Source organism: Fictibacillus phosphorivorans (assembly GCF_001629705.1).
GTDB lineage: Bacteria > Bacillota > Bacilli > Bacillales > Fictibacillaceae > Fictibacillus > Fictibacillus phosphorivorans_A.
Genome location: NZ_CP015378.1, coordinates 3118422 through 3143094, shown reverse-complemented (window position 1 = coordinate 3143094; position 24673 = coordinate 3118422). Strand labels below are relative to the sequence as shown.

Annotated in this window: 30 protein-coding genes and 3 riboswitches; of the genes, 20 read left to right on the top strand and 10 right to left on the bottom strand. The window is 37.8% G+C overall.

All coding sequences use genetic code 11. From position 1 onward, the window contains the following. The first annotated feature begins 24 nt into the window (after positions 1–24). On the top strand, positions 25–930 hold the full coding sequence (gene murQ / locus ABE65_RS16175) for an N-acetylmuramic acid 6-phosphate etherase (protein ID WP_066397090.1): 906 nt from the start codon (positions 25–27) through the stop codon (positions 928–930). Between the two features lie 14 nt (positions 931–944). Continuing rightward, positions 945–2351: an N-acetylglucosamine-specific PTS transporter subunit IIBC gene (nagE, locus tag ABE65_RS16170; protein WP_066397086.1), complete on the top strand. Its 1407-nt coding sequence runs from the start codon at positions 945–947 to the stop codon at positions 2349–2351. A gap of 49 nt (positions 2352–2400) precedes the next feature. Here nagE and ABE65_RS21595 read toward each other — a convergent pair whose 3' ends face one another. Then, positions 2401–2571 carry a YjcZ family sporulation protein gene (locus ABE65_RS21595; RefSeq protein WP_082861468.1) on the bottom strand — a complete coding sequence of 57 codons (171 nt, stop codon included), beginning with the start codon at positions 2569–2571 and terminating at the stop codon, positions 2401–2403. 126 nt (positions 2572–2697) lie between these two features. Continuing rightward, positions 2698–3363 carry a hypothetical protein gene (locus ABE65_RS16165; protein ID WP_066397084.1) on the bottom strand — a complete coding sequence of 222 codons (666 nt, stop codon included), beginning with the start codon at positions 3361–3363 and terminating at the stop codon, positions 2698–2700. 384 nt (positions 3364–3747) lie between these two features. Here ABE65_RS16165 and ABE65_RS16160 point away from each other — a divergent pair, with 384 nt between their 5' ends. Both ABE65_RS16160 and ABE65_RS16155 read left to right on the top strand, forming a co-directional pair. Further along, positions 3748–4392, top strand: coding sequence for a 3'-5' exonuclease (locus tag ABE65_RS16160; RefSeq protein WP_066397082.1), 645 nt, complete (start codon positions 3748–3750; stop codon positions 4390–4392). 223 nt (positions 4393–4615) lie between these two features. After that, the gene (locus ABE65_RS16155; RefSeq protein ID WP_153237594.1) at positions 4616–4843 is read left to right on the top strand and encodes a hypothetical protein; all 228 of its coding nucleotides are present in this window, start codon (positions 4616–4618) and stop codon (positions 4841–4843) included. A 102-nt stretch (positions 4844–4945) separates the two neighbouring features. Here ABE65_RS16155 and ABE65_RS16150 read toward each other — a convergent pair whose 3' ends face one another. Beyond that, positions 4946–5653 (bottom strand): TrkA C-terminal domain-containing protein, encoded by a 708-nt coding sequence (locus tag ABE65_RS16150; RefSeq protein WP_066397078.1) that lies wholly within the window; start codon positions 5651–5653, stop codon positions 4946–4948. A 132-nt stretch (positions 5654–5785) separates the two neighbouring features. Between ABE65_RS16150 and ABE65_RS21930 the strand changes: the two genes are divergently transcribed. From ABE65_RS21930 to ABE65_RS16130, 5 genes are all read left to right on the top strand, one after another. After that, a complete protein-coding gene (locus ABE65_RS21930) occupies positions 5786–5944 on the top strand; it encodes a hypothetical protein (protein ID WP_153237595.1) in 159 nt (52 codons plus the stop codon). 74 nt (positions 5945–6018) lie between these two features. After that, on the top strand, positions 6019–6759 hold the full coding sequence (locus ABE65_RS16145) for a GDSL-type esterase/lipase family protein (RefSeq protein ID WP_066397076.1): 741 nt from the start codon (positions 6019–6021) through the stop codon (positions 6757–6759). 361 nt (positions 6760–7120) lie between these two features. Further along, the gene (locus tag ABE65_RS16140) at positions 7121–8188 is read left to right on the top strand and encodes a Fe(3+) ABC transporter substrate-binding protein (RefSeq protein ID WP_066397074.1); all 1068 of its coding nucleotides are present in this window, start codon (positions 7121–7123) and stop codon (positions 8186–8188) included. 115 nt (positions 8189–8303) lie between these two features. Further along, complete coding sequence (locus tag ABE65_RS16135; RefSeq protein ID WP_156499259.1) at positions 8304–9926, top strand: ABC transporter permease; 1623 nt, start codon at positions 8304–8306, stop codon at positions 9924–9926. Beyond that, a complete protein-coding gene (locus ABE65_RS16130; RefSeq protein WP_066397066.1) occupies positions 9926–10639 on the top strand; it encodes an ABC transporter ATP-binding protein in 714 nt (237 codons plus the stop codon). The genes ABE65_RS16135 and ABE65_RS16130 overlap by 1 nt, the downstream gene beginning before the upstream one ends. Positions 10640–10663: 24 nt before the next feature. Here ABE65_RS16130 and ABE65_RS16125 read toward each other — a convergent pair whose 3' ends face one another. Next, on the bottom strand, positions 10664–10858 hold the full coding sequence (locus tag ABE65_RS16125) for a hypothetical protein (RefSeq protein ID WP_066291922.1): 195 nt from the start codon (positions 10856–10858) through the stop codon (positions 10664–10666). A gap of 178 nt (positions 10859–11036) precedes the next feature. After that, positions 11037–11203: riboswitch (cyclic di-AMP (ydaO/yuaA leader) on the top strand. A 168-nt stretch (positions 11204–11371) separates the two neighbouring features. Here ABE65_RS16125 and ABE65_RS16120 point away from each other — a divergent pair. Together ABE65_RS16120 and ABE65_RS16115 are read left to right on the top strand one after the other, a co-directional pair. Beyond that, positions 11372–12607, top strand: a complete 1236-nt coding sequence (locus ABE65_RS16120) for a dicarboxylate/amino acid:cation symporter (protein WP_066397063.1) — start codon at positions 11372–11374, stop codon at positions 12605–12607. 153 nt (positions 12608–12760) lie between these two features. Next, positions 12761–13450 carry a hypothetical protein gene (locus ABE65_RS16115; protein WP_066397061.1) on the top strand — a complete coding sequence of 230 codons (690 nt, stop codon included), beginning with the start codon at positions 12761–12763 and terminating at the stop codon, positions 13448–13450. Here ABE65_RS16115 and ABE65_RS16110 read toward each other — a convergent pair. Beyond that, a complete protein-coding gene (locus ABE65_RS16110) occupies positions 13447–14022 on the bottom strand; it encodes a DNA-3-methyladenine glycosylase (protein WP_066397059.1) in 576 nt (191 codons plus the stop codon). The two genes, ABE65_RS16115 and ABE65_RS16110, sit on opposite strands and share 4 nt — an antisense overlap. Before the next feature lie 166 nt (positions 14023–14188). Here ABE65_RS16110 and ABE65_RS21925 point away from each other — a divergent pair, with 166 nt between their 5' ends. From ABE65_RS21925 to abbA, 4 genes are all read left to right on the top strand, one after another. Further along, positions 14189–14353, top strand: a complete 165-nt coding sequence (locus tag ABE65_RS21925) for a hypothetical protein (RefSeq protein ID WP_153237601.1) — start codon at positions 14189–14191, stop codon at positions 14351–14353. 118 nt (positions 14354–14471) lie between these two features. Next, the gene (locus tag ABE65_RS16105; RefSeq protein ID WP_066397053.1) at positions 14472–14660 is read left to right on the top strand and encodes a Fur-regulated basic protein FbpA; all 189 of its coding nucleotides are present in this window, start codon (positions 14472–14474) and stop codon (positions 14658–14660) included. Positions 14661–14788: 128 nt separating this feature from the next. After that, positions 14789–14869, top strand: a riboswitch (cyclic di-GMP riboswitch). A gap of 44 nt (positions 14870–14913) precedes the next feature. Beyond that, positions 14914–15099, top strand: coding sequence for a hypothetical protein (locus tag ABE65_RS16100; RefSeq protein ID WP_066397050.1), 186 nt, complete (start codon positions 14914–14916; stop codon positions 15097–15099). A 93-nt stretch (positions 15100–15192) separates the two neighbouring features. Continuing rightward, positions 15193–15381, top strand: coding sequence for an antirepressor AbbA (gene abbA / locus ABE65_RS16095; protein ID WP_066397047.1), 189 nt, complete (start codon positions 15193–15195; stop codon positions 15379–15381). Positions 15382–15433: 52 nt separating this feature from the next. Here the strand turns inward: abbA and ABE65_RS16090 are convergent, their stop codons facing one another. Beyond that, a complete protein-coding gene (locus tag ABE65_RS16090; RefSeq protein ID WP_066397045.1) occupies positions 15434–15646 on the bottom strand; it encodes a hypothetical protein in 213 nt (70 codons plus the stop codon). A gap of 214 nt (positions 15647–15860) precedes the next feature. Here ABE65_RS16090 and ABE65_RS16085 point away from each other — a divergent pair, with 214 nt between their 5' ends. From ABE65_RS16085 to ytkD, 3 genes are all read left to right on the top strand, one after another. After that, positions 15861–16124 (top strand): holin, encoded by a 264-nt coding sequence (locus ABE65_RS16085; RefSeq protein ID WP_066397042.1) that lies wholly within the window; start codon positions 15861–15863, stop codon positions 16122–16124. A 118-nt stretch (positions 16125–16242) separates the two neighbouring features. Further along, positions 16243–16782 (top strand): hypothetical protein, encoded by a 540-nt coding sequence (locus ABE65_RS16080; protein WP_066397039.1) that lies wholly within the window; start codon positions 16243–16245, stop codon positions 16780–16782. A 189-nt stretch (positions 16783–16971) separates the two neighbouring features. Continuing rightward, on the top strand, positions 16972–17445 hold the full coding sequence (gene ytkD / locus ABE65_RS16075; protein ID WP_156499258.1) for an RNA deprotection pyrophosphohydrolase: 474 nt from the start codon (positions 16972–16974) through the stop codon (positions 17443–17445). 8 nt (positions 17446–17453) lie between these two features. On the opposite strand, the gene ABE65_RS16070 is transcribed toward ytkD, so the two are convergent. The 3 genes from ABE65_RS16070 to ABE65_RS16060 all read right to left on the bottom strand — a co-directional run bounded on the left by ABE65_RS16070 (position 17454) and on the right by ABE65_RS16060 (position 20139). Next, on the bottom strand, positions 17454–18260 hold the full coding sequence (locus ABE65_RS16070) for an ABC transporter permease (protein WP_066397032.1): 807 nt from the start codon (positions 18258–18260) through the stop codon (positions 17454–17456). Continuing rightward, the gene (locus ABE65_RS16065; RefSeq protein ID WP_066397031.1) at positions 18238–19017 is read right to left on the bottom strand and encodes an ABC transporter ATP-binding protein; all 780 of its coding nucleotides are present in this window, start codon (positions 19015–19017) and stop codon (positions 18238–18240) included. Before ABE65_RS16065 ends, ABE65_RS16070 begins: the two co-directional genes overlap by 23 nt. A gap of 117 nt (positions 19018–19134) precedes the next feature. Continuing rightward, positions 19135–20139 (bottom strand): ABC transporter substrate-binding protein, encoded by a 1005-nt coding sequence (locus ABE65_RS16060; RefSeq protein WP_066397029.1) that lies wholly within the window; start codon positions 20137–20139, stop codon positions 19135–19137. Between the two features lie 103 nt (positions 20140–20242). On the opposite strand from ABE65_RS16060, the gene ABE65_RS16055 reads away from it, so the two are divergent. Continuing rightward, positions 20243–21040, top strand: coding sequence for an alpha/beta hydrolase family protein (locus ABE65_RS16055; RefSeq protein ID WP_066397026.1), 798 nt, complete (start codon positions 20243–20245; stop codon positions 21038–21040). A 119-nt stretch (positions 21041–21159) separates the two neighbouring features. Here the strand turns inward: ABE65_RS16055 and pckA are convergent, their stop codons facing one another. After that, positions 21160–22743: a phosphoenolpyruvate carboxykinase (ATP) gene (gene pckA / locus ABE65_RS16050; protein WP_066397023.1), complete on the bottom strand. Its 1584-nt coding sequence runs from the start codon at positions 22741–22743 to the stop codon at positions 21160–21162. Positions 22744–23004: 261 nt separating this feature from the next. After that, positions 23005–23135, top strand: a riboswitch (SAM riboswitch). Positions 23136–23298: 163 nt separating this feature from the next. On the opposite strand from pckA, the gene metK reads away from it, so the two are divergent. Continuing rightward, positions 23299–24504 carry a methionine adenosyltransferase gene (metK, locus tag ABE65_RS16045; RefSeq protein WP_066397021.1) on the top strand — a complete coding sequence of 402 codons (1206 nt, stop codon included), beginning with the start codon at positions 23299–23301 and terminating at the stop codon, positions 24502–24504. The last annotated feature ends 169 nt before the right edge of the window (positions 24505–24673 follow it).

Genomic DNA, 24673 nt, shown 5'->3' with positions numbered 1-24673 from the left:
ATCAACCATTTAAAGGAGATCAAGATGGACTTAACCAAATTGGCTACAGAAAGAAGAAATCCTGACACGTTAACCATTGATGAACTTACAACTTTAGAAGTGATCCAAAAAATACACGAAGCCGATCTGGGAGTAGCCAGTTGTATTACTCCTGTTTTAAAAGAAATCAGTTCTGTTGTTGAAAAAGTAGTTACAGCTTTTGAAAATCATGGGCGATTGATCTATATCGGTGCAGGAACAAGTGGACGGCTAGGTGTGTTGGATGCATCAGAATGTCCTCCTACTTATGGCACAGACCCTAACTTAGTAGTAGGTGTCATTGCAGGCGGTGAGTATGCCCTTCAGCATGCGATTGAAGGAGCGGAAGATGATGCAGAGTTAGGCCAGTCCAATCTTAAAACTTTAAATCTATCAGAAAAAGATGTTGTTGTAGCTATTGCGGCTTCTGGCAGAACTCCATATTGCTTAGGTGCGATGAAGTATGCCAAAACAAAAGGAGCACTAACGGCTGCGCTTGTGTGTTCTTCAGATTCACCGATGGAAAAGCTTGCTGACATTAGCATTCCTGTTATTACGGGGCCAGAAGTGGTCACAGGCTCTACCCGAATGAAAGCGGGTACCGCTCAAAAGCTTGTGTTGAATATGATCAGTACTGGCAGCATGGTGAGATGGGGGAAAGTGTACAGCAATCTCATGGTAGATGTACAACCAACAAACGAGAAACTAGTTCAACGTGCAAAAAATATTATTATCGAAGCTTCTGGTGCAACAGAAGAAGAAGCGGAATCGGCTTTACAAGAACAAGAGGGCAACACAAAGGCTGCTATTTTTCAGCTTGTTACAGGAGTCGCTCCACATGAAGCCAAACTTCAACTCGATCAGCATAATGGAAAGTTAAAGGAAGCGATACGTAAATTTACTCAAAAGTGAGAGGGGTAGGTACTATGTTAGGTTTCTTACAACGGATCGGTCGGGCACTCATGCTTCCGATCGCAGTTCTTCCTGCAGCTGGACTTTTGTTACGATTTGGGCAAGACGATCTATTAGACATCCCATTCTTAGTTGCTTCAGGTAATGCTATATTCGGTCATCTAGCACTTTTATTTGCGATAGGGGTTGCAGTAGGTTTATCCAGAGATGGAAGTGGAGCTGCTGGGCTTGCTGGAGCAATCGGTTACTTTGTACTAACAGAAGGAGCCAAAACATTTGCAGAAGTAAACCTGAATTATGACGGAAAATTTGATATGTCTGTCTTAGGAGGTATTCTCGCAGGGGTTATAGCCGGACTTTTATATAATAAATTTTACAATACGAAACTTCCTGAATGGCTTTCTTTCTTTGGAGGGAAACGATTTGTACCGATCATAACAGCGGGAACGATGGTACTTCTAGCGCTTGTTTTCGGATTTATCTGGCCATACCTTCAGATGGGGTTAGAGAACGTCGGTACTTGGATTACGAGTGCAGGTGCGATCGGTGCAGGTATATTCGGTTTCTTTAACCGCTTATTGATTCCACTCGGACTTCATCATGTACTCAACAGTTTCTTATGGTTTGTATTTGGTGAATTTACAGGTGAAAATGGGAAGGTAGTTACGGGTGATCTATGGAGATTCTTTGCAGGTGATCCTAAAGCAGGCTTCTATATGGCTGGATTCTTCCCAGTAATGATGTTCGGGCTACCTGCTGCTTGTTTAGCCATGATTCATACAGCGAAAAAACATCGTAAGAAGGCTGTAGCAGGAATGCTAGGCAGTCTGGCTCTTACTTCGTTTGTTACTGGAATTACAGAACCAATCGAATTTGCGTTCATGTTCCTATCACCTTTACTGTATGTGATTCATGCTGTACTAACGGCTGTTTCGATGTCTGTCGCAGTATTACTAGATATTCATCATGGATTCACATTTTCAGCTGGAGCGATAGACTACTTCTTAAACATTGGAATCTCGCAGAATGGTTGGTTGTTACTTCCGTTAGGTGCGGTTTACTTTGTTCTTTACTATGGTATATTCCGTTATCTTATTGTAAAACTAAACTTGAAAACACCAGGACGAGAAGATGAAGAAACTATTGTCTCAGAAGCTGCAGCAACTTCTACAGCGAGTGAAAAGTACGAAGCATCAGCATCAGCTTACTTGAGTGCACTCGGTGGAAAAGACAATATCGTACTCCTTGAGAACTGTATTACTAGATTGCGAGTTCAAATTAAGAACTTGTCAGAGGTTGATGAAGAAGCGCTTAAAAAAGCAGGATCAAAAGGTCTGATCAAGCTTAATAATCAAAATATACAGGTGGTTGTAGGGTCTGAGGTTGAACCGATCGCAGATTGTATGAGAGATAAGCTCTAAACTTAAAAAAAGACCGCCATCTTCTCTAAGAAAATGGCGGTCTTCTATATTACACGTTCCAATAACCACTTACTGGTACGTTCGCTGCGTAATCATAAGAACATGGGTAAGCATAAACACAACAGTTTCCATTAAACGAGACGGCTCCGACAATAATGAGCAGCACGAATAGTACCAAGTAAAGCGTAAAGCTATCAGAACAGTACTTTCTTGACGACATATTTTCACTCCTCTTCTTGCTTGTGAGAAGCCGATTTCTCTCCTCAACTCATTTTATGCAAGTAGGATGAGCATAGAAACGGAGATAAATGCCTCATTTTAAGAGAGTTGATGTCAGAATAGAAGTCTATTTGTAAGCCTCATCTAAAATGATGTATAAGTAATCGACGAAATCACCTTTTGAGAACATCGTCACTTCATATACATCACCAAGGTCGTTGTATACGAATGCTGTATCTGTGTCCGTAGTTTCTTCAACGTCTACAGGAAGACCGGCTAGTTCAAGTGCTCTAGTCATTTCTTCTTCATTAAACATGATCTCTTCATCTATTACAGAATAAACGAGACGAGCTGCTTTTCCTTCTACAAACGTTACTTCATATTTATCATTCTGATAGTAGTTAACGACAGCGGGAACGAACTCTGTCGTGCCTGAGTAACGAAACTTAATCTTTTCAGATCGGTTTGGTTTACCCCATCTCTCGCTGATCTGTTTTTCAGAAGAGTTTGTTAGTTCACTAGCCACAAATTGATGCTCGCTAGTAAGATAGTCTTTCTGTCCACTTTCATTATTTTCTGCTTCACCTTCAGCAGTGCTATTTTCTTCCTCAGTAGTTGTTGTCTCTGTTGCTTCTGAGTCTTCTTTTTCTGGATCAGAAGTAGAGCTGTTAGTAGAATCTTGTTTGTCAGCCTTTGTTTCTGAAGTTTCTTGTTCATTTTGTTTCGTGTCCTTTGAACAAGCTGTTACAAAAAGTAATCCAATTATAAGAAATAATGTTGTAAGTTTTTTCATGATACACCCTCATTATGTAATTCATATTGTTAAACAGACACTTCTAATGGTAACAAAAGAGTTCAAAAATTGAAAATGAAAAGTTTGGGAGATGAAGAAACTTATAACCGTTTCTGAATAGAATGACATTTAATTACCTCATTTTCATAAAATAAGGATATATATGAAAAGCTGTGATTGCGATTCAGTGGTGGTTTTAGACCATAGCCCTTGTATACGTAACGGGCCTCTATCGTGCAAGTTCGAAGTTAGAATTCAGGGTTTTTCTTAGTTGGACTAAGAATTGAATACCTATAGTAATATTTCATTTTGTTAACAAATCAACTACAATATATGGTAGACATCCATTTGAAGACAGTAACGCGGAAGGGCAGGTGTATGAGGATGCAATATATTGTGTATGATTTAGAGATGACAAACCGGCTCTCGGAGATTATTGAGATAGGTGCCATACGAATGATTGAAGTTGATGGTGAACTTAAAATATTGGATACATTTCAATCGTTCGTACAACCTAAAATGGATAAATTAAACACACGGATTACAAATTTAACGGGGATTACAAAAAAAGATTTAATCTCTGCTCCCGTTTATACAGAGGCAATTGAAAATTTTAGATCTTGGATCGGAGTAGAAGACTATTATCTTTGTTCCTGGGGACCAGAAGATAAATGGGCGCTCATTACAGATTCAACATTTCATAAAGCAGAAACGGACTGGATTGTTAATCATAATGATCTACAATTTCATTTCAGTATTCTTCACGATAGTGAAAAGGGGTTTCGATATGGCTTGTCACGGGCGCTTCAGACGATGGAGCTCGATTATGAAGGTTCTAAACATAGAGCACTTGATGATGCCATTAACACAGCCAGAATACTAGCTAAGATTTATAGAAAGATCAAGTTTGTTAAAAACCCCACTTCTTTCTTAGAATCAAAGCTCTTTGAACCGGAGAAATTAGTGTATAAAACAAAGTCAGAAGTGAATGAATCTCCATTCGCTTCTCTATCAAAGTTATTCAACTAAAACAATTTTAGTTTTAAAAATAAACTTTTTAATGCAAATGGATAATTCTCAAGACGAAGATAGGACTTATTTCCCTTTCTTTCGACTTCATTCGACATAAATGTGTAGGTATAATAGGGTAAAATCCATAAAAAGTAAGATATGTCGTCATTTGACGAATTGTTTTTGTAGGAAAATGACCTTAGTTTCGATAATAATAGTTAGTAGTAGGGGGTGTTTGTTGGTGGATACTACATATTACATAACCAATAAAAACAATCAGTTGTTGGAACTATTGAACACGATCGACCATTGCTTGACGGATGCAAGACTTGAGGAAGTAGATTCGATAATCAAACTTAAAGAAGAACTGTTAGCAAACGACGGTATACATATAACACCGGAGCAAATTAATAATATTATCTCTTTATTGTTATCATTCGTACCAGATACAGTTAGAGAAGTTGGTTAATTAAGAATCTCTTCAAAAAGAGGTTCTTTTTTACTACCTAGAGTTTATTTCGCACTTGCTAATTGTTTTTATGGGGGTGATTTAAAAAAAGAAGTGAAAAAATCACTTCTCATTCCAATTCTCAACGTCTTTTTTCGATTTTATTTCTTCCATCTCTTCACTAAATCTTTCTTGAAGTGATCTTTGGTGACCATATAAGAATAACATGTCTCCTTCTTGTATCTCTGTTGTGTAACTATCTCTTCTTACCGTTACATCTCCTCGCTTAATGAACAATACAAGTAAATCGTCTTCTACTTGAATCACATCTTTTAATTGTTTACCCATGATCTTTGAACCTTTATGAATGGGAAGTTCCACAATAACATCATCTTCTTCAAAATACATAACATCTCTTAATGGAAGATCTGCGAGGTTATAACTTTTTTGCATATGACTCTCAAAAGTATGTCTCATATATTTCTTTAATTTCGGAATACTTAAGATCAGATATAAACTGATGAGTACTAAGATAATGATCCCGAGTTCGATCGAACGAAATTCATCTGATAAGATGTTGCTTATGGATGAAATGATAACAGCCAATGAAAAGACTCCGAACAATATAAGAAACGTGCTTAAACGCCTGCGTACTGGATGCTCCAGAATTAATTCTGATTCTCCGGTTGTAAAACCTGTAGCTGTAAACATCGAGATGACCTGAAAGCGAGCGATTTCTTTTTTTAACCCTGTTAACGTGAACAGGAGAACATTAATTTCAATAACGATTCCTATGATTGCAAAATAAAGCAAAGTAAATAAAAAACCCACAAAGGCACCTCCGTTAAAATTCTTCTTTACCTGTATACCCTTATTTTCTATTTATATAGAGGAAATAAAATATTTTATTCGTTTCATAAACATTTATGGCCCTTCATATAGTTTTGTACAGGAGGGATGTAGATGACTGGTTTTCTGATTACCTTAGTGCCGGCAAGCCTATTGTGTGGAGGAGTTGCCATGCTGATTCATACATTTGTGAAAAAAGATTCTTATAATTATGATCAAGAAAATCTTTGGGAAGATACATCGCTTACATCGGAAGATTATCGTTTGAAATAACACATTCATTACTTGATATTTTCCCTCGTTATGGTAAAAAGTAAGATAACAATAACTAGAATCGAGGACTTGATGTGAGGAAAGTATCAAAGAAATGGTTAATTGGTGGTGCAGGATTAGCCCTCATACTATTCCTGGTCTTTCAATTTTATGGAGAAACTGAAGGAGCAAGTGAAACACAAACTTTGAAGGTTGTGGCACTAGGAGATTCCTTAACATACGGAGTGGGTGACCCATCCAAGACAGGTTATATTGGAATCGTAAAAAGAAATATTCAGCAGCAAACAGGACGAAATGTAATCATCAATAATTTTGGAATCTCTGGACAGCGTTCTGACCAATTGTTAAGACAATTGGATAATGGAGTCGTGATCAAGTCATTAAGACAAGCGGATCATATCTTTGTTTTTATCGGAACTAATGATTTTCGTAAGGCTGCCGGCTGGAACTTCCGTCAGTTGCCACAACAGAAATTAGTACTTGGAAAAGAAAAGCTAAGTAACAACTTAAGTAAAACACTTACAGTCGTGAGGGAGAACAATTCCTTTGCACCTATCTATGTATTAGGTCTTTATAATCCTTATTTCGGAAAAGAATACGATCCTGCAGCTGCAGAGAGTATTAAATCTTGGAATGAAGCAATCGTAGAAGCGAGTCAGGCAAGCACGCTTACAAAATACATCTCAACCTTTGAACTTTATGAAAACGTTGAGAAAAAACTGTATTTTTCTGATTCTATCCATCCCAATAGAAGAGGATATAACAGATTAGGAAACTGGGTTTATAACCAGTGGAAGCCTTTAAACCAGGAATGATCTCTTAGAAGCTGATACTTCTAAGAGATTTTTTTATTTCTTAATAGAAGGTTGTTGTCGTAAACTTTGTTGCTTTTGGAAGTGTTGATCTCCGTTCCAGGCTGCTCGATTTCTAGGGGGCAAGCAGAGACACATTCGTATATTTTACATAAAAAGTGTCTCACCAGTCTACCGTTCCTAGCTGAGAATTAAGAACATTCCACTCAAATCAGCAGCCAATGGAGATAAGGATTTGAGAACAACAATCCATCAGAGAAAAACATTTAAAAAAACGGTTGACTTGAGAATGATTATCATTATAATTAAAAGTGAAGTTGATAATCGTTTTCAATTACTTATACATAAAAGGAGTAACTGACATATGTTTAAAAAGAATCTCTTTACGGTTGTTACAATGGTCCTACTAGCTGCTTTAGTCTTAGCAGGCTGTGGTAAATCAAACGAGGGTGCGAGTTCGAAAAATAATGATACAAAAAAAGAAGAAGTAAACCTATATACAAGTCGTCACTATGAAGTTGATGATAAAATCTTTGCTGATTTTACAAAAGAGACAGGAATTAAAGTCAACCTTATTAAGGGTAAAGAAGATGAGTTGATCGAGCGTCTTACAAGAGAAGGGAAAGCAACAAAGGGAGACCTTTTCTTCACATCTGATGCTGGACGTTTACACTGGGCAAAAGATAAAGACCTCTTACAGAGTGTTGAAAGTGAGACATTAAATAAAAATATTCCTGATAATTTAAGAGATAAAGACAATCAATGGTTCGGTCTAACAAAACGTGCACGTGTTATCGTATATGATCAGAAAAAAGTAGACAAATCAGAACTATCTACTTATGAAGCGTTAACTGAAGACAAATGGAAAGGTAAAGTACTGATCCGTTCATCAGAAAATATTTACAATCAATCATTAGTATCATCCTTTATTTCATTAAACGGAAAAGATGAAGCGAAGAAGTGGGCAGAAGGGATCGTTAAAAACATGGCTCGTGATCCACAAGGTGGTGACAAAGACCAAGCGAAAGGTATCGCTGCTGGTGAAGGTGATGTTGCCATCATGAACTCATACTATTTTGGTCAGATGTTGAACTCAGAAGATCCTGAAGAAGTGAAAGTTGCTAAACAGCTAAGTGTGTTCTTCCCTAATCAAGAAACAACAGGAACGCACATCAATATTAGTGGTATAGGTGTTACGAAACACGCTAAGAACAAAGAGAATGCTATAAAATTGATGGAATATCTGTCTAGTCCAAAAGTTCAAGAAGTATTTGCTGAAGCCAATTACGAGTATCCGGTTAATAAAGAAGTAGAACCTTCAGAGCTTTTAAAGTCTTGGGGTCCGTTTAAAGAACAAGATCTTAACCTTTCTGAGTTAGGTGAAAACAATGCAGATGCTGTTAAAATTATGAATGAAGTTAGCTGGAAATAAACGTTAATATTTTGCCGTATCACGATTTGTGATACGGCTAATTCCATGTAAAAACAAACAACAAGAACAATGCTGATGAGTAAAGAAGGTGAAAATATTGTATTACATTCGAAAAATGAGATCACAGTTTAATAGTTGGGCTTTGCTTAGTGTGATTTTTTCTATTTTAATCCTTTTACCGGCTTTGCTCATCATGGTTCAGTTATTCGCTGAGAGTAATGAGAATTGGGAACACATTAAAGAGTATATGTTGAAAAATTATATCGTAAATTCCGTAACACTCGTTAGTTTTACTGGTCTTTTCACAGTGTTAATCGGGGTAAGTGCGGCATGGCTAGTTTCCGCATATAAAGTTCCGATGCATCGGTTCTTTAAATGGGGTCTTATCCTCCCGCTTGCGATTCCACCTTACATTGGGGCTTATACGTACCATGGCATTTTAAATTATACAGGTGTCATTCAAACGTCATTAAGGAACCAGTTTGGTATAAAAGTGGACCAAAAGTTCTTTGACATCATGAACATTCCCGGTGCTGTTTTTATCTTTACGATGTTCCTGTATCCATATGTATATATCATCACAAAAAGTTTCTTAGAAAATCAGTCATCATCACTGATTGAGAATGCAAGGTTGCTAGGCAAAGGATCGTTCATGACATTTATACAAGTCGTCCTTCCTGTATCACGTGCAGCGATTGTAGGTGGGGTTAGCTTAGTCATTCTTGAAGTCTTCAATGATTACGGTGTAGTAAAGTATTTCGGTATTCAAACCTTTAGTACAGCCATATTTCAAGCGTGGTTTGGGATGGGGGATATCTATTCAGCTATCAAATTAGCGGGTACTTTGATGTTCATCGTAGTTTTGATCTTGATCTTAGAAAAAGTAATAAGAGGCAGAAAACAGTATAGTTATTCCACTTCAAAAGTCCGCCCGTTACAACCTAAAGAACTTAAAGGTTGGAAAAAGTTTGCTGTGCTATCTTTTTTTCTTTCTTTATTTGCTCTAGCTTTCGCCATTCCTTTTATACAGCTTTTACATTGGGTGTATATGACTTATGACGTGATTTTAAGTGCTGCATTTGCAGATTTGATCTGGAATTCAGTTTTTGTTGCTGCTGTAGGTTCACTTCTTATCATAATGGTGGCTTTAATCATCGCTAACTTTAGTCGTCTTTCAAAAGGTTGGACCGGAAAGTTTTTTTCAAAAATTACGGTTCTAGGCTATTCAATCCCAGGAGCTGTAATTGCTATAGGCGTCCTTACTTTATTTCTCTTCCTAGATCAAAAGGTCATATCGTTATACGAATGGCTTGGGTTAGAGCCAACACTTGTACTAAGCCTCAGTATTAGTATGCTGATCTTTGCTTATGTTGTTCGCTTTCTTGCCGTTGGTTTTAACTCGATCGAATCAGGTTTTGATAAAGTAGGAACCGTTTTTACAGAAGCTTCAAGAACATTAGGGATGTCAGTGACAAAGACATTCTTTAAAGTAGATATCAAAATGATCAAAGGTGCGATTGCTGGTGGTTTCATTCTAGTTTTCGTAGATATTTTAAAAGAGCTGCCTCTCACTCTTATACTGCAGCCTTTTAACTTCTATACATTGGCTACAAAAACATTTCAATATGCAAGCGATGAACGTATTCACGAAGCCTCTGTTTCATCCATGGTGATTATTTGTATAAGTGCACTTTCGATATTCTTTTTACACAGAGTTTTAGAAAAGGAGCCAAAATAATGTTTGTTCAAATCAAAGACTTAACGTTTCGTTACAAAAATTCGCAAAAACCTTTGTTCGAAAACCTGTCTCTAAGCTTTAAACAGGGAGAAGTTTCAGTAATCTTAGGAGAAAGCGGCAGCGGGAAAAGTACGTTACTTCGTCTCATAGCAGGGCTAGAAGTGCCATCAAAAGGGTCAATTCTTATCGATCAGGCAGTCATGAATGATACATTCCGTTTTGTTCAGCCGGAAAAACGTGGTGTTGGTTTGGTTTTTCAAGATTATGCTTTGTTTCCTCATATGACAGTTGAAAAGAACATCAAATTTGGCTTAACAAAAATGAATCGTAAACAGAAACAAGCAAGAATGGAAGAATTATTGGCTATTGTTGGTATGGAGGATTATGCTTCTCGCTATCCTTATGAATTGAGCGGTGGACAGCAGCAGCGTGTGGCACTAGCAAGGGCTATGGCGCCAAATCCATCTTTGATCATGTTTGATGAACCCTTTAGCAATCTCGATTCTAAGCTTCAACTACAGATTCGTGATGAGTTACAAGACATTCTCAAACGTACTGGAATCACGTCTATTTTTGTAACTCACGATGAAGAAGATGCTCGTGCTATTGGGGATCGAATCATACTGATGAACAATGGTAAAATCCAAGATGAAGGTCGCCCGGAAATGGTATTGCAGAAGAGTAAAGAAAAGTTATCGTTAGCATACGTATAAAAAAAAACCGGGATATCCCGGTTTTTATTTTTTGAATTGAGTATCTAATTTTCCGTTCATATCGATTAAGAATCCGATTTCTCGTCCTAGTAGTTCGCCTAGTTCTTTTGCCTTTTTTTCGCTCTCGTTCTTTATTTGTTCAATCGTAAGTTCACCTTTTAGCTTTGATGCTCCAACGATAATACTTAAGTCGCCTTTTTCATAAAATACAATTTTCATATATAAATACCTCCCTGAAAAATAGAACCTTCTACATCATTCGTTTTTTCTCGCATGCTTATGGGGGAGAAGTGAGAATATGGAAAAACATTCATCATGAAACAATTAATTGGAATAAATAAGTATAAACCGTATTCTTGACAAAAATTTATGTATGTTGATAAAATTAGAGCATATTATATATGATTCGCTGAATTCTGATGTTCTATTCAATAGAATATTCTGAAGCGGGGGAACCACAATACGGCTTTAAAGCCTTGGGATGAATTTGTGCATGGCACAAAAGGGACAACTCTCAATTTCCTAATCCGACAGCTAACCTCGTAAGCGTTTTTGGAGAGAGAACTCTATACATGGGCTAAGTCTATGTGTTGCGGTGTATTCCCACGGAAAATCCTCTCTATTTTCGGTGGGTTTTTATATGCAACAAATAGGGCATGTATTAGTATAAATTTCTTCAAGGCTTTTGCACACGAAATAGTAAGAAAATTTTAACAAAGGGGGTACTTTATAATGAAATTATCTACAAAGATCTTAATCGCTCTTGCACTCGGGGTTGTTGCTGGTCTCATTCTTAATCTAGCTGTGCCTGATGCATTCTCTACACTGGACAAATACGTTTTGAAACCAGTTGGGACATTATTCTTAAACCTTATTAAAATGTTAGTTGTTCCAATCGTCTTTTTCTCAATCGTACTAGGAACTGCAGGATTAGGTGATCCAAAGAAACTTGGAAGAGTTGGAGCAAAAACAGTTGGTTATTTCTTAGGAACTACTACGATTGCTATTATTATCGCTATGGCTTTAGCCCTTGTCTTTAAACCAGGTGTAGGTGATTTTAAAACAGAAGGTGCCAAGTTCGAGCAACAAGAAGCACCGGCAGTAACAGATACGTTGCTGAACATCATTCCTACTAACCCTATTCAAGCAATGGCTGAAGGAAACATGCTTCAAATTATTGCATTCTCTGTATTTGTAGGATTTGCTTTAACCATGTTGGGTAGCAAGACTAAAGGTGTAATGGATTTAATCGAGCAAGGTAACGATATTATGATGTTTCTTGTAAATCTGATCATGAAATTTGCTCCATATGGTGCTTTTGCATTAATTGCATCAGCAGTTGGAAGTCAAGGTATGGATGCAATCAAAGCGATGGGATTATACATGAGTGTAGTAATCTTAGCGCTATTTATCCACTCTGTTGTCGCGTATGGAGGTTCGATCGCATTATTTGCAAAGAAAAGTCCGATTTGGTTCTTTAAAGGTTTTGCGCCGGCAATGTCGGTTGGATTTAGTACGTCTAGTTCAAATGCTACACTTCCGATCTCAATGAAAACCGCTCAAGAGAATCTGGGCGTTCGAAAATCAATCAGTGGGTTTGTACAACCGCTTGGTGCAACGATCAACATGGATGGAACAGCCATCATGCAAGGTGTTGCAACAATCTTTATCGCGCAAGTTTACGATGTTAACTTAGGATTGACTCAAATGCTTACCGTTATCTTAACAGCGGTACTTGCAAGTATTGGTACAGCAGGTGTTCCTGGAGTAGGATTGATCATGTTAGCTATGGTATTAAACTCTGTAGGATTACCTGTAGAGGGGATAGCTTTAATCTTAGGTGTTGATAGACTTCTTGATATGCTAAGAACAGCGGTTAACATCACAGGTGATGCTGCTTGTGCTGTAATCGTGGATAAAGGTGAAGATAAACATCTTGGAACACGTGAACAAGAAGTTAGCGCGTAAATAAATGCAATAAAGGCCGCAGTGGTTAAACCTCTGCGGCTTTTTTATATGCCGATTTCCCTAGTTTGTTAAGGTTGAGTAAATAAATGTAAGCACAGAGGAAAAATCATGGTAAAATAAGAAGATACATAATGAGATTTCGGAGTGATCTTCTTGGAAAAATGGCTAGAGATACTAACGCTTGCTGCAAAGATCATATGGGTACAGATTCAAACCGTCATTCATCCTATCATCGAGTTAACAGAGAGCGCGATGAACTCTTTTTGGTTTGTCTTTTCACTTACGATTATCGCAGGATACGTATTGATTAAGCTTGTACAGAACGCAATTACCTTCTATCAAGCTCATAATTTTATTCACAGGAAAATGAATAACGAACCCGTTAACGATATTGAATTTACTCTATTTATGAAGTCACTATGGAAGAAAGATCGATCTAAAGGATTATTGGCAAATGCCAAATCGGCTAAGAGTAGATACCTTCAGTTCAATGCTCAAGAACGTTTGTCACTACAAAACTATTTACAGCATCGGCTACGTTTTTTACGTGCGAACCAGCCGTTGTTCATACTAAGCGCTGTAATAATAGGGTTACTTTCAAGCGTTTCAGTGAATGTACTACCAATCGAGGCTGCTGCAGTAAATGCGGAAAATGTATTAAAAACAACTCTGTTCATTCTTGTCTGGCTGTTGATCATGCAAGCTAAATACGTTTCTATGAAAAAACAAACGTACCATCATCTAGCATGGATGCAAGATACTATTCGCACGACAACGGTTGATTACATGCATGAAGAGGAAGGTACAATTTCATCGAACAAAGAAAACAACCCTGCGTATTAACGTGATACGTAAGGGTTGTTTTTTATCCAGAACCGATAAGGATAATGAACGGCCTCTTCAGCATACTGTATACCTATTCGAGGTCCCGAGATAATTTCATCTGGTACGATATTCATTCCTTCTTCGATTCGTATATTTCCTTCATTCAATTTCTTGCCATTATCATGTAGTGTAAACCCCATTGCTTTACTCAGCTTACCAGGACCGTTTGTAAGTTGGATCTCATTCTTTGCTCTTGCTCTTCTTTCCTTCATTTTTTCAATTCCTTCAATGGGTTGAAGTGCTCTAATGAGAATAGCTTCAGGTTTATGTAAAGGGCCAGAAACGATATTAAAACAAACATGCATCCCATAAATAAAATAGGTATAAACCATACCTGCTTCACTATACATCACTTCTGTTCTAGCTGTTCTTCGATTGTTATACGAATGAGCAGCACGATCTTCAGGTCCCAGATAGGCTTCTGTTTCCACGATGTATCCAGATGTTATTCCGTCATCATCGATATGAATCAATTTCATACCGAGAAGTTCTTTTGCTAGATCAAGAGTAGGTAAATTCCATAATTTCATGTTTTTATCTCCCTGGTTATGTATGACATGTTTTGTTTATTCGTACAATAACAACGTTTTGTAAAATTATGTTTCCTTTTGTCGAAGTTTTACAAACCCTAAAAAAGAGGAAATACACGAACAAAAAAGAACTTTTTATAAAGTAGATGAATAGGAGGCGTTTGATATGGACGGTTGGGTGAATGAAACAGGAATTTATGAAAATCTCTCCAAACGGCGCTGGGAGTACTGGGAAGTAAGTCAACATGGAATTAAAACCATGGTTTCCTGGCTATGCTGGAATGCCCCTAATTCAGTTTATGAACAATGGAGTAAATCTGTCTTACACTAGAACGAATCTCGTTAAAAGTTCCTTTGCTATAAGGGAACTTTTTTGTTTGTCTTTATGCTTGAATCTTCTTTGATGTGGTTAGAATAGTTAGCAAACATGATCAAAAGGAGAAGATTTTATGGAATCCCATAAAGGACAACTGCGAAGAGCGGTTGAAGGACGTAAACAGCGACTCATTCAACATCTTATCCATAGGGGTTTATATGGGTATGAAGATCATAGACATCTAACCGATTTTACATTAAGCGAACTAGAGTTAGAGTGGAAGAACGCTCAATTTATTGATCAAGAAAACCATATAAGTTAAATAATTTAAATAGTAAAAAAATAATGAGTCTCCTTAACTATTTTCTGATATAATATACCTATAAAATAGGAAGAATGTCTCGAGTGCTTGATTTTGTATGCAATCGTGAAGACAAACTGCCATAAATCGTTTGATAAAGGCAAACTCATTGAAAAGTGAGGACGCAAAGCTATAGGGGCTTCATTTCTTTATGCCAGCCAGCTACCTTACGAAATTATCCTTCGATTTATGAAATAATCTAGGGGGGATATCATTGGAGCAGCAATTATTATTTTTTTCATGGTCAGCGATTGGATTTTATTTTGCAACGATTTTCTTTATTGCGCTTTTACTGTTTTTCACTGGAAACAAGCTTAAGAAAGATAACAGAGTTATAGATGTTTTCACTAATATTCTAATCATTTTAGGTGCGATCGCCTGGGTGTTTATAACAAGTTGAATGGTTGAATTTTAAAATTTCCAATTTTTTAGTAAGGATAAGCTCATAACCCCCACGTTATAATGGATGCATATACGAGAGGGGGATTAACAATTGAATTCTAACATGAAAGTAAACCTTACAGATGAAGAGAAAGAATTGTTAATTGAAGCATTGCTTAGTCAAGGTTATGCATATGAAGTTGTTGATTCTGAGCTAAAGGATCTAGAGTACGAGCTTAAGCCAGATCATGAATCGAAAGTAAGAAGATTGAACAGTCTTTTAAAAAAATTACATAATTAAAAAATAAAGCAAAAGGCCTTTTCTCTGGGTCTTTTGCTTTTTACGTTAAGTATCATGTATCTAATAAGCCTTTTCTTCTAGCTTCCATACGCCATTCGGCTTCTTTAACCAACCGCCTAGGTAACTTACCTCTATTTTTTAAAAATGACCAATATGTTAGATATTGTTTTGGTCGGGAAATTGGTGAAACATTTCTAGCATACTCCCACCAGGAAATTTCATTTGCTTCTAAGCGTATTAAAAAAAGATCGTCGCCTTTTACCATAAAACTCACTCCTGTCTTGCCTTTCATTACCAATAGTATTGACTCATTTCAATAAAATAACCGAAAAAAATCATGGCACTTTATTTTATGCAATCTGACATATGAAGCATGGGACAAAAAGTAATTTTTTATTTTGGCAGGAAATAAGTTATGAAGCTTGAATCTTTAATTTACTAAAGGAAGGTCGTGCTTATGAAAAAGGGGGGTGGTCCTGTTGGAGCAAGTACTCATGTTTTCATCACTATTAGCTCCTTTGGTAACAGCGATGATGGAGCTCTTAAAACGTACTTTCCCGATTCCGAAAAAATATATACCCATTATTAGTTTTTTTATGGGATTGATAATTGGATGGTTAGCTGCTCCTGTTACGGAGATGAATGTAGAACTACGTTTATGGTCTGGAGGGATAGCTGGGTTAGCTGCAACAGGATTGTATGAGATCGGCAAGAAAAGTAAAAAATACAAAAAAGCAAGTTGAGCTGAAGAATATGTAACTAGTTTTGGAAGCCTTTTCGACGATTCATTAAAAAGGGTTTAGAATTTCGAAATGAGTGAATAGATTATAGTAAGAAAACAATGTCAGGCGGTGAAATGTCATGAAAGCTTTTCTAGCACTATGTTTGGCTGTTATGCTATCATTCATCATTGTCCCTAACATTCCAGAAAACGTTAAAGAGAAGTCCGGAGCCTCGGACAAGATTATCACTCAGCCTGTGACGGCTGAAGAAAAGAAAGAAAAACAAGCTGTTCCCGTATTTACGGAGGATATCGCGAAGAAACAGGCGAATCTTTTTATTGAAGCATTAAAGCAGGAAACGGATGAAAACTATAGGGTTTTAAATTATTCTAATAAAGAAGAATATATGACATACTTAACGCAATTTGTGTCTAAAGATCTAGCTGCTTATTATACGGATGGTTTGTTTGAGGAACGAGAAAGTTCTCTATATATCATTCCGACAGAGCTCCCACCTTGGTTAGAAGAAAGTGAACCTGTCATTATCAAACAGCTCTCAGATCATTCTTATAGAGTCCATCAAAAAAATGAGTCTGATCTTTATGGCACATATGAGATTACTCTAGGATATGAATACCTTGATGGAAAATGGATTATTACATTTGCATCTATCGATTAAACATGGGTTTCACCACCCATGTTTTTTTACTTAGATTGAATAGACTAGGATTGTTACATAATAGAAAGAGATAAGTTGATTACTCTAAAGAAAGCGTATGTTTAGAGAGTCGCAATTAAAACAAATGGACTTTAAATGTTGTGAACTTTACAATAAAGGAAACAGTCGAGATGGAGTAGTGTGATGGATATAATTACGTTTAAAGATTTTTATAACAACAATGTACAATTGTCGTTTTCAGACCACCCCTTTTCGGATACACCTAAACATGTGTGGTGTTTGTGTAAGTTTAAAGATCAATGGTTACTGACAGAGCATCCGAGACGTGGAATCGAATTTCCTGGAGGAAAGGTAGAACCTGGAGAAACAGCAGATGAAGCAGCGGTTCGGGAAGTTTTTGAAGAAACAGGTGGAAGAGTATCAGATCTTAAATATATTGGCCAGTACTTTGTCGATGGAAAAGGCGGAAAGATCATTAAGAATATTTATGTAGCAACTGTGGATAAAATCCTTTTAAAGCACCGTTATTTTGAAACGAATGGACCTGTCTTAATGAGTGAGTTGCCTGAAGATGTATCCACGGATAAGGCATTCAGCTTTATGATGAAAGACCAGGTGCTAAAAGAGAGTATGAAATACGCCCTTAAGCATGCCCTGGCCTAGATAAAAAATCATATGCGGTGTTTAATAAGTTTTCGTTCTAACCATTCGACTCCTTGATACATGACAGTAGCCATAACCGCAATGATCAAGAGGCTCATGAGCACGAGTGTGAAGTTAAAGACTTGGAATCCGTAGATAATCATGTACCCTAAGCCTTGTTTGGAAACAAGGAACTCGCCAACGATGACACCTACCCATGACAACCCCACATTTACCTTTAAAGAAGATATGATATTCGGAAAACAGGCTGGAAGGATAACCTCCTTAAAGCACTGTTTTTTATTTCCTCCAAAAGATCGTACTACTTTGATATAGTTGGCATCCACATTTTGAAACGCTGTATATACGACAAGCGTGGTAATGATGATCGAGATTAAGATCCCCATAGCAATGATCGAACCAAAGTTAGGACCGATAGCAACGATTAAAATAGGTCCTAACGCTACTTTGGGCATGGCGTTTAGAACAACAAGATAGGGATCGAGTACTTTAGATAAAAAAGGTGACCACCAAAGCAGAGCAGCGAGTAGAGTACCTAGCACCGTACCTAAGATAAATCCTAATACAGTCTCACCTAAAGTAAAAAAAACGTGAATATAAAGTGAACCATCACCAATCTTTTCAATAAAAAGAGATCCAATCTTCGTGGGAGAGCTAAATAGTAAGGGATTGATCCATCCCTGTAGAGATGAGATTTCCCATAACAAGAAAAAGCTAATAAAAATAAAAAGTTGTACCAGACGAATATTTCGATTCTCTTTTTTTATCGATTCCAGATACTCTTGGTGTATCTTACTCTTTATCGTTTTGTTCAATGTGCTCCAACTCCTCCCATATTTGCTGAAAGGTTGCAGAAAAGTCTGGATGCTGCCGAGCTTCAAAGGGAGGAAGTGTCCTTAATGATTCTGGCATCTTAAATGTCCTGAAAATACGTCCGGGATTTGTCGATAGTAAAATAACGGTATCACTCATCGCGATGGCCTCACCAATATCATGTGTAACTAAGATAGCGGTTTTTCCATGGTCTCTTAGAGTAGAGGATACAAGATCCTCAAGCTTTAACTTTGTTTGATAATCGAGTGCTGAGAAAGGTTCATCGAGTAAAAGGATCTTGGGCTGTGTGGCGAGTGTTCGAACGAGCGCCACTCTCTGTCTCATTCCTCCAGAAAGCTCTGAAGGGTATTTGGTTAATGTATGGTCTAATCCGATCTCTTTGAGTAGTTTTACTGCTGCTTGAACGTTCTCCAACGAATGTTGATTTCTCAGTTTTAAACCAAGTGTTATGTTATCTTGAATCGTTTTCCATGGAAATAGGTAGTCTTGCTGAAGCATATAACCGATCTTTGGATGCGGAGAAGTAACCAGTTGATTATTCACCGTTACTGATCCGACTGTTGGAGTGAGTAGACCTGCAATCATAGATAGAAGTGTAGATTTACCACACCCGCTAGGTCCTAGTAAGGATATAAACTCGCCTTCTTGAACAGAAAGCGAGATATCTTCTAAGGCCGTTGTGGCAGACGTTTTTGAAAAGTAAGTTTGCCCGACAGATTTTAGTTGTAATAAAGCCACGACGATCCCTCCTGATTTTGTATTTGGACTTCCAACAAGCTACCAGTGAAACTTCTCGTGTAATAAAGGAATAAGAAGCTCACTGCAGTAGCTGTTTCTTTATACAGAGGCTATTGTCTACTTGATGGCTTTCTTTGCTATTGCAGTATCAACTAGAATGTTATAATCCACTTTCTTCGGAAGTTCGCCCGCTTCGTCCATAATCGTTTGTAAGTTGTTCCACTCTTCTTCATCTAATATCGGATTTAGAGCGAAACTGTGTTGACTTTTATATCGATCCACAACGGTTTCAATAAGTTCCACAGGGGTATCTTCAAAATAAGGTGCGATAACTTTTGCGATCTCTTTTGCCGAGTGATTCTCTACCCATAACTGGGCTTTGTATAAGCCTTTTGTAAATTTCTCCAATGTTTCTTTATTTTCTTTTATATAGCTTTGTTTAGCCATGAATGTTGTATAAGGAATCTTCCCAGACTCAGCGCCGAACGAAGCGACGATATGCCCGATCCCTTCTTGCTCGAACAAACTTGCTTGAGGCTCGAATAATTGAACATAATCTCCTGTTCCAGATGCAAACGCATTTGCAATGTTAGCAAAATCAATATTTTGAATCATCGTTAGATCGTTCTTAGGATCGATCCCGTGTTTCTTTATGCCAAACTCACCTGCCATCTGTGGCATGCCGCCTTTACGTTGGCCTAAGAAAGTACTGCCTTTAAGCTGATCCCATGAAAAGAATTCTGGCTTTTTTCTTGCAACTAAAAAAGTACCATCTGTCTGTGTGAGCTGTGCAAAGTTAATAACAGGATCTGTGGATTCTTGTGCATGCACATAGATCGTTGTTTCTGAACCAACGAGTGCTACGTCTGCTCCATCAGACAATAAAGCTGTCATCGTTTTATCGCCGCCCCAGGTGGTAGTCAGCTCAACATCTAAACCCTCTTCTTTAAAAAATCCTTTTTCAATAGCCACATATTGTGGAGCATAAAAAATGGAACGTGTTACTTCTGCGATTCTAATTTTTTCTTTTTTAGGACTAGAGGTATTGCATCCTGCTAACAGTATGGAGAAAGCTAGTAAACAAGTGAAAAGTATCGTTAATTTTCTTTTGAAATATTTCATATTGGATCCTCCTGCACATAGGGATGAAGTCATGACTTTTATGTAATAATGTATGTGATTGGTGCAAATGTGTGTTTGCCCACAAAAATAAAGGAGTGTAGGAATGAAAAAAGCAAAAATGATAGAGTGGCAGCGATTTCCTTCTCCACATCCTACCATTCGCCTATATGTGGTCACGTATTTAAATGATGGGTTAAAAATAAAAGGACTAGCCGCATTACCAGAAGGAAAAGGACCTTTTCCAGGTTTTCTTTATCTTAGAGGTGGAATCAAGTCTGTTGGAATGGTCAGGATTGCTAGGATCATTCAGTTTGCTTCACAAGGTTTTGTTGTGATGGCTCCCTATTATCGAGGAAATCAAGGGGGAGAAGGCAACGAAGACTTTGCTGGAGAGGATCGAACAGATGCTTTTGCCGCCTTTGAGGTATTAAAACAGTTTCCTAAAGTAGATCCAGACGACATTCATGTATTTGGCTTTTCTCGTGGTGGTCCTATGGCCTTATTTACCGCTATAAAATATCCTGAAATTCGTTCTCTCGTAACATGGGGCGGTGTGACTGACATGGCGATCACGTATGATGAGAGAGAAGATCTGCGGAGGATGATGAAAAGAGTTATTGGAGGAACTCCAGAGAAATATCCAGAAGAATTTGAATGGAGATCCCCGCTTAACTATTGTGAGGAATTACATACACCTTTACTTTGCATCCATGGTATGAAGGATGAGAACGTGAGTGTAGAGCATACACTGAAGATTGAAGCAAGACTAAAAGAGCTCGGAAAACCATGCGAAACATGGATCTATCCAGAATATACACATTATTTTCCGCCTAAAGAGAACAGAAAAATTACATATGCTTTATGTGAATGGATGAAAGGACATGGAAAAGGAGCTGAATAAGATTTCAGCTCCTTTTATTTTTTCGTTCTAACACCAAGCATATTGGATAGTTGTGTTAGGAAAATTGCGATAAAACCAAAAACCTTCCATTGCTAAAATGGAAGGTTTTTTTAAGAATATTAAACAAGCGGTCCAGCTTGAGAAATTTCAGTTGAAACAGATTTGAATTTTTCAAAGTTCGCTTTAAACTGGCTAGCAAGCTCTTTCGCTTTAACGTCATAAGCGTCTTGATCACGCCACGTCTTCTTCGGTTGAAGCACTTGATCTGGTACACCAGGGCAGTGTGTTGGGATATGAAGTCCAAATATAGGATCTACGACTGTTTCAACAGAAGTAAGTTCACCTTCTAGAGCAGCTTGCACCATAGCGCGAGTGTGCCCTAGATTCATACGACTTCCGATGCCATATTCTCCACCAGACCATCCTGTATTAACAAGATAAACCTGAACGTTGTGCTGATCGATTTTCTTACCAAGCATCTCAGCATAAACGGTAGCAGGTAGTGGCAAGAATGGTGCCCCGAAACAAGTTGAGAACGTAGCCTGTGGTGATGTTACGCCTCTTTCAGTTCCTGCAAGTTTGCTTGTGTATCCAGATAAGAAATGATACATCGCTTGTTCTTTAGTAAGTTTGCTGATCGGAGGCAGTACACCGAATGCATCAGCTGTTAAGAAGATGATTGTGTTCGGGTGTCCTGCTACGCTTGGTTGAATAATATTTGGAATAGCATCAACTGGATAAGCAGCACGTGTGTTTTCTGTTAATGAAGAATCTTTGTAATCTGCTTCTCTAGTAACTGGGTCGATCATGACGTTCTCTAGAACGCTTCCAAAACGAATCGCGTTCCAGATCTGTGGTTCTTTTTCTTTCGAAAGATCGATTGTTTTTGCATAACATCCGCCTTCAATGTTGAAAACTCCTGTGTTAGCCCAACCATGCTCATCATCACCGATCAAACGACGATTTGCATCAGCTGATAATGTCGTTTTTCCAGTCCCAGATAACCCAAAGAATAAAGCTACATCTCCTTCATTCCCAACGTTTGCTGAACAGTGCATAGATAGAATGCCTTTTTCAGGAAGAATGTAGTTCATGACAGAGAATACAGATTTTTTTATTTCACCTGCATATTCAGTACCACCGATCAGAACAATTTTCTTTTCAAAAGAAACGATAATAAACGTCTCAGAGTTTGTTCCGTCTTCAGCAGGATTAGCTTGGAATCCTGGTGCTGAAATCACTGTGAATTGAGATTCATGTGTACCTAGCTCATCATGGTTCGGGCGCACAAACATTTGGTGAGCAAAAAGGTTATGCCATGCATACTCATTAACGACTTGGATAGGAAGGCGATACTCGCGGTCTGCTCCAGCAAACCCTTTAAATACGAATAATTCTTCTTTATTCCCTAAGTATTGAAGGACTTTTTTGTATAATTTATCAAAGTTTTCTGGTGAAAATGGCTTATTTACCTTTCCCCAATCGATTGAATCTTTAATGGAAGCATCTTCAACGATAAATTTATCCTCAGGGGAACGGCCTGTATATTTCCCCGTTGTAGCTTGAAGTGCTCCTGTGGATGTAAGGATGCCCTCGTTGCGCTGAAGAGATTTTTCTACTAAAACCGGAACAGGTAAGTTCTGGTGAGTTGTTTCACGGGTCACAAGATCGTTTAAGGTTGTCGTAAATTCCAAAGTATTCATATGAGACAGTACCATCCTTTATCCTAGAGTGATATATTCGAAAATTAGTATAACACATTGAATCAAATAATGTATACTATTTTATGAAAGTGCATCAAAAAAGTTCTTACTTCATAAAAAAAGTACAAAATCATATAAATTATCCATCTTATTTAAAACGCTTTCATTCTATAGAATATAATACTCCAAACTTATTGCTATTCATAGGGTTTTCTATTGACAGAGAGTGATCATTACGATATCATATTTCGAGAACGGCTACTCTTATTCTGAGTAGGTGGAGGGACAGGCCCTATGAAACCCAGCAACCGACATGAAAGTGGCAAAAATATCGCCACTGGAAATGAAAAGGTGCTAACCTGCAAGGTGAAAATAACCTTGGACAATAAGAGGTTGAAGGCATTATGGTTTTAGAAACCTTTTCCCTCGTGAATGTATGTGAGACAGGGAAGGGCTTTTTTTATGCCTTTTTCAGGTTAAGAACATAAACTGTGTAAAATAGATAAGAATAAAGTACCGTATCATACTGAAAGCAGTTAAAGGGAGGATATTAACTTGTCCAAAAAAGTTAGTCGTCGTTTATTTACATCAGAATCCGTTACAGAAGGCCATCCAGATAAAATCTGTGACCAAATCTCAGATGCGATTCTAGATGAAATCCTAACACATGATGCAAATGCTCGTGTAGCATGTGAAACTTCTGTTACTACAGGTCTTGTACTTGTTGCAGGTGAGATCACAACTTCTACTTATGTAGATATCCCAAAAGTTGTTCGTGAGACAATTAAAGAAATCGGTTATGACCGTGCAAAATATGGTTTCGATTCAGAAACATGTGCAGTATTAACTTCTATCGATGAGCAATCTGCTGATATCGCGATGGGTGTTGACCAAGCTCTTGAAGCAAGAGAAGGTTCTATGTCAGATGCTGAAATTGAAGCGATCGGTGCAGGTGACCAAGGTCTAATGTTCGGATTTGCTTGTAACGAAACAGAAGAGCTTATGCCTCTTCCAATCTCACTCGCTCATAAATTATCTCGCCGTCTTACAGAGGTTCGTAAGACTGAAGAGATTCCATACTTACGTCCAGATGGAAAGACACAAGTAACGGTTGAATACGATGAGAACGATAAGCCTGTTCGCATCGATACAATCGTAATCTCAACTCAGCACCATCCTGAGAACACGCTTGAAGAAATTCAAAAAGACATCAAAGAAAAAGTAATCATGCCTGTTGTTCCTGCTGAATTGATCGACGAGAACACAAAATACTTCATCAACCCAACAGGACGTTTCGTTATCGGCGGACCACAAGGGGATGCAGGTCTTACTGGTCGTAAGATCATCGTAGATACTTACGGTGGATATGCTCGTCACGGTGGCGGTGCATTCTCTGGTAAGGACGCGACTAAAGTTGACCGTTCAGCTGCTTATGCTGCTCGTTATGTTGCTAAAAACATCGTAGCATCAGGTCTTGCTGATAAAGTTGAAGTACAACTTGCTTACGCAATCGGTGTTGCTCAACCCGTATCAATCGCTGTAAACACGTTTGAAACAGGTAAAGTTTCTGAAGAAGTTCTTGTTGAGTTAGTTCGCAACAACTTCGATCTTCGTCCGGCTGGAATTATTAAGATGCTTGATCTTCGCCGTCCGATTTACAAGCAAACTGCTGCATACGGCCACTTCGGACGTACAGACATCAACCTTCCTTGGGAAAATACTGATAAAGCTGCAGAGCTTAAGAAGCAAGCAAATATTTAATGACATGTTAAACCAGACTTCCTTTTGGGAGTCTGGTTTTTTTGTAGTGGTTAGTTTAGAAGGATTTGTCGAAAATCGGATAAAAAATTTTATGTACGGAATTAATCGCTAGTTTTACGGATAAATGTTCCTTATCTACGGATATAATTGTGATTACCTCGTATAAAAT

Excerpts from the sequence above, each read along its gene's own strand:
- murQ (WP_066397090.1), top strand. The coding sequence starts at position 25 with ATGGACTTAACCAAATTGGCTACAGAAAGAAGAAATCCTGACACGTTA.
- nagE (WP_066397086.1), top strand. The coding sequence starts at position 945 with ATGTTAGGTTTCTTACAACGGATCGGTCGGGCACTCATGCTTCCGATC.
- ABE65_RS21595 (WP_082861468.1), bottom strand. The coding sequence starts at position 2,571 with ATGTCGTCAAGAAAGTACTGTTCTGATAGCTTTACGCTTTACTTGGTA.
- ABE65_RS16165 (WP_066397084.1), bottom strand. The coding sequence starts at position 3,363 with ATGAAAAAACTTACAACATTATTTCTTATAATTGGATTACTTTTTGTA.
- ABE65_RS16160 (WP_066397082.1), top strand. The coding sequence starts at position 3,748 with ATGCAATATATTGTGTATGATTTAGAGATGACAAACCGGCTCTCGGAG.
- ABE65_RS21930 (WP_153237595.1), top strand. The coding sequence starts at position 5,786 with ATGACTGGTTTTCTGATTACCTTAGTGCCGGCAAGCCTATTGTGTGGA.
- ABE65_RS16140 (WP_066397074.1), top strand. The coding sequence starts at position 7,121 with ATGTTTAAAAAGAATCTCTTTACGGTTGTTACAATGGTCCTACTAGCT.
- ABE65_RS16135 (WP_156499259.1), top strand. The coding sequence starts at position 8,304 with ATGAGATCACAGTTTAATAGTTGGGCTTTGCTTAGTGTGATTTTTTCT.
- ABE65_RS16130 (WP_066397066.1), top strand. The coding sequence starts at position 9,926 with ATGTTTGTTCAAATCAAAGACTTAACGTTTCGTTACAAAAATTCGCAA.
- ABE65_RS16125 (WP_066291922.1), bottom strand. The coding sequence starts at position 10,858 with ATGAAAATTGTATTTTATGAAAAAGGCGACTTAAGTATTATCGTTGGA.
- ABE65_RS16120 (WP_066397063.1), top strand. The coding sequence starts at position 11,372 with ATGAAATTATCTACAAAGATCTTAATCGCTCTTGCACTCGGGGTTGTT.
- ABE65_RS16110 (WP_066397059.1), bottom strand. The coding sequence starts at position 14,022 with ATGAAATTATGGAATTTACCTACTCTTGATCTAGCAAAAGAACTTCTC.
- ABE65_RS21925 (WP_153237601.1), top strand. The coding sequence starts at position 14,189 with ATGGACGGTTGGGTGAATGAAACAGGAATTTATGAAAATCTCTCCAAA.
- ABE65_RS16105 (WP_066397053.1), top strand. The coding sequence starts at position 14,472 with ATGGAATCCCATAAAGGACAACTGCGAAGAGCGGTTGAAGGACGTAAA.
- ABE65_RS16090 (WP_066397045.1), bottom strand. The coding sequence starts at position 15,646 with ATGGTAAAAGGCGACGATCTTTTTTTAATACGCTTAGAAGCAAATGAA.
- ABE65_RS16080 (WP_066397039.1), top strand. The coding sequence starts at position 16,243 with ATGAAAGCTTTTCTAGCACTATGTTTGGCTGTTATGCTATCATTCATC.
- ABE65_RS16060 (WP_066397029.1), bottom strand. The coding sequence starts at position 20,139 with ATGAAATATTTCAAAAGAAAATTAACGATACTTTTCACTTGTTTACTA.
- ABE65_RS16055 (WP_066397026.1), top strand. The coding sequence starts at position 20,243 with ATGAAAAAAGCAAAAATGATAGAGTGGCAGCGATTTCCTTCTCCACAT.
- pckA (WP_066397023.1), bottom strand. The coding sequence starts at position 22,743 with ATGAATACTTTGGAATTTACGACAACCTTAAACGATCTTGTGACCCGT.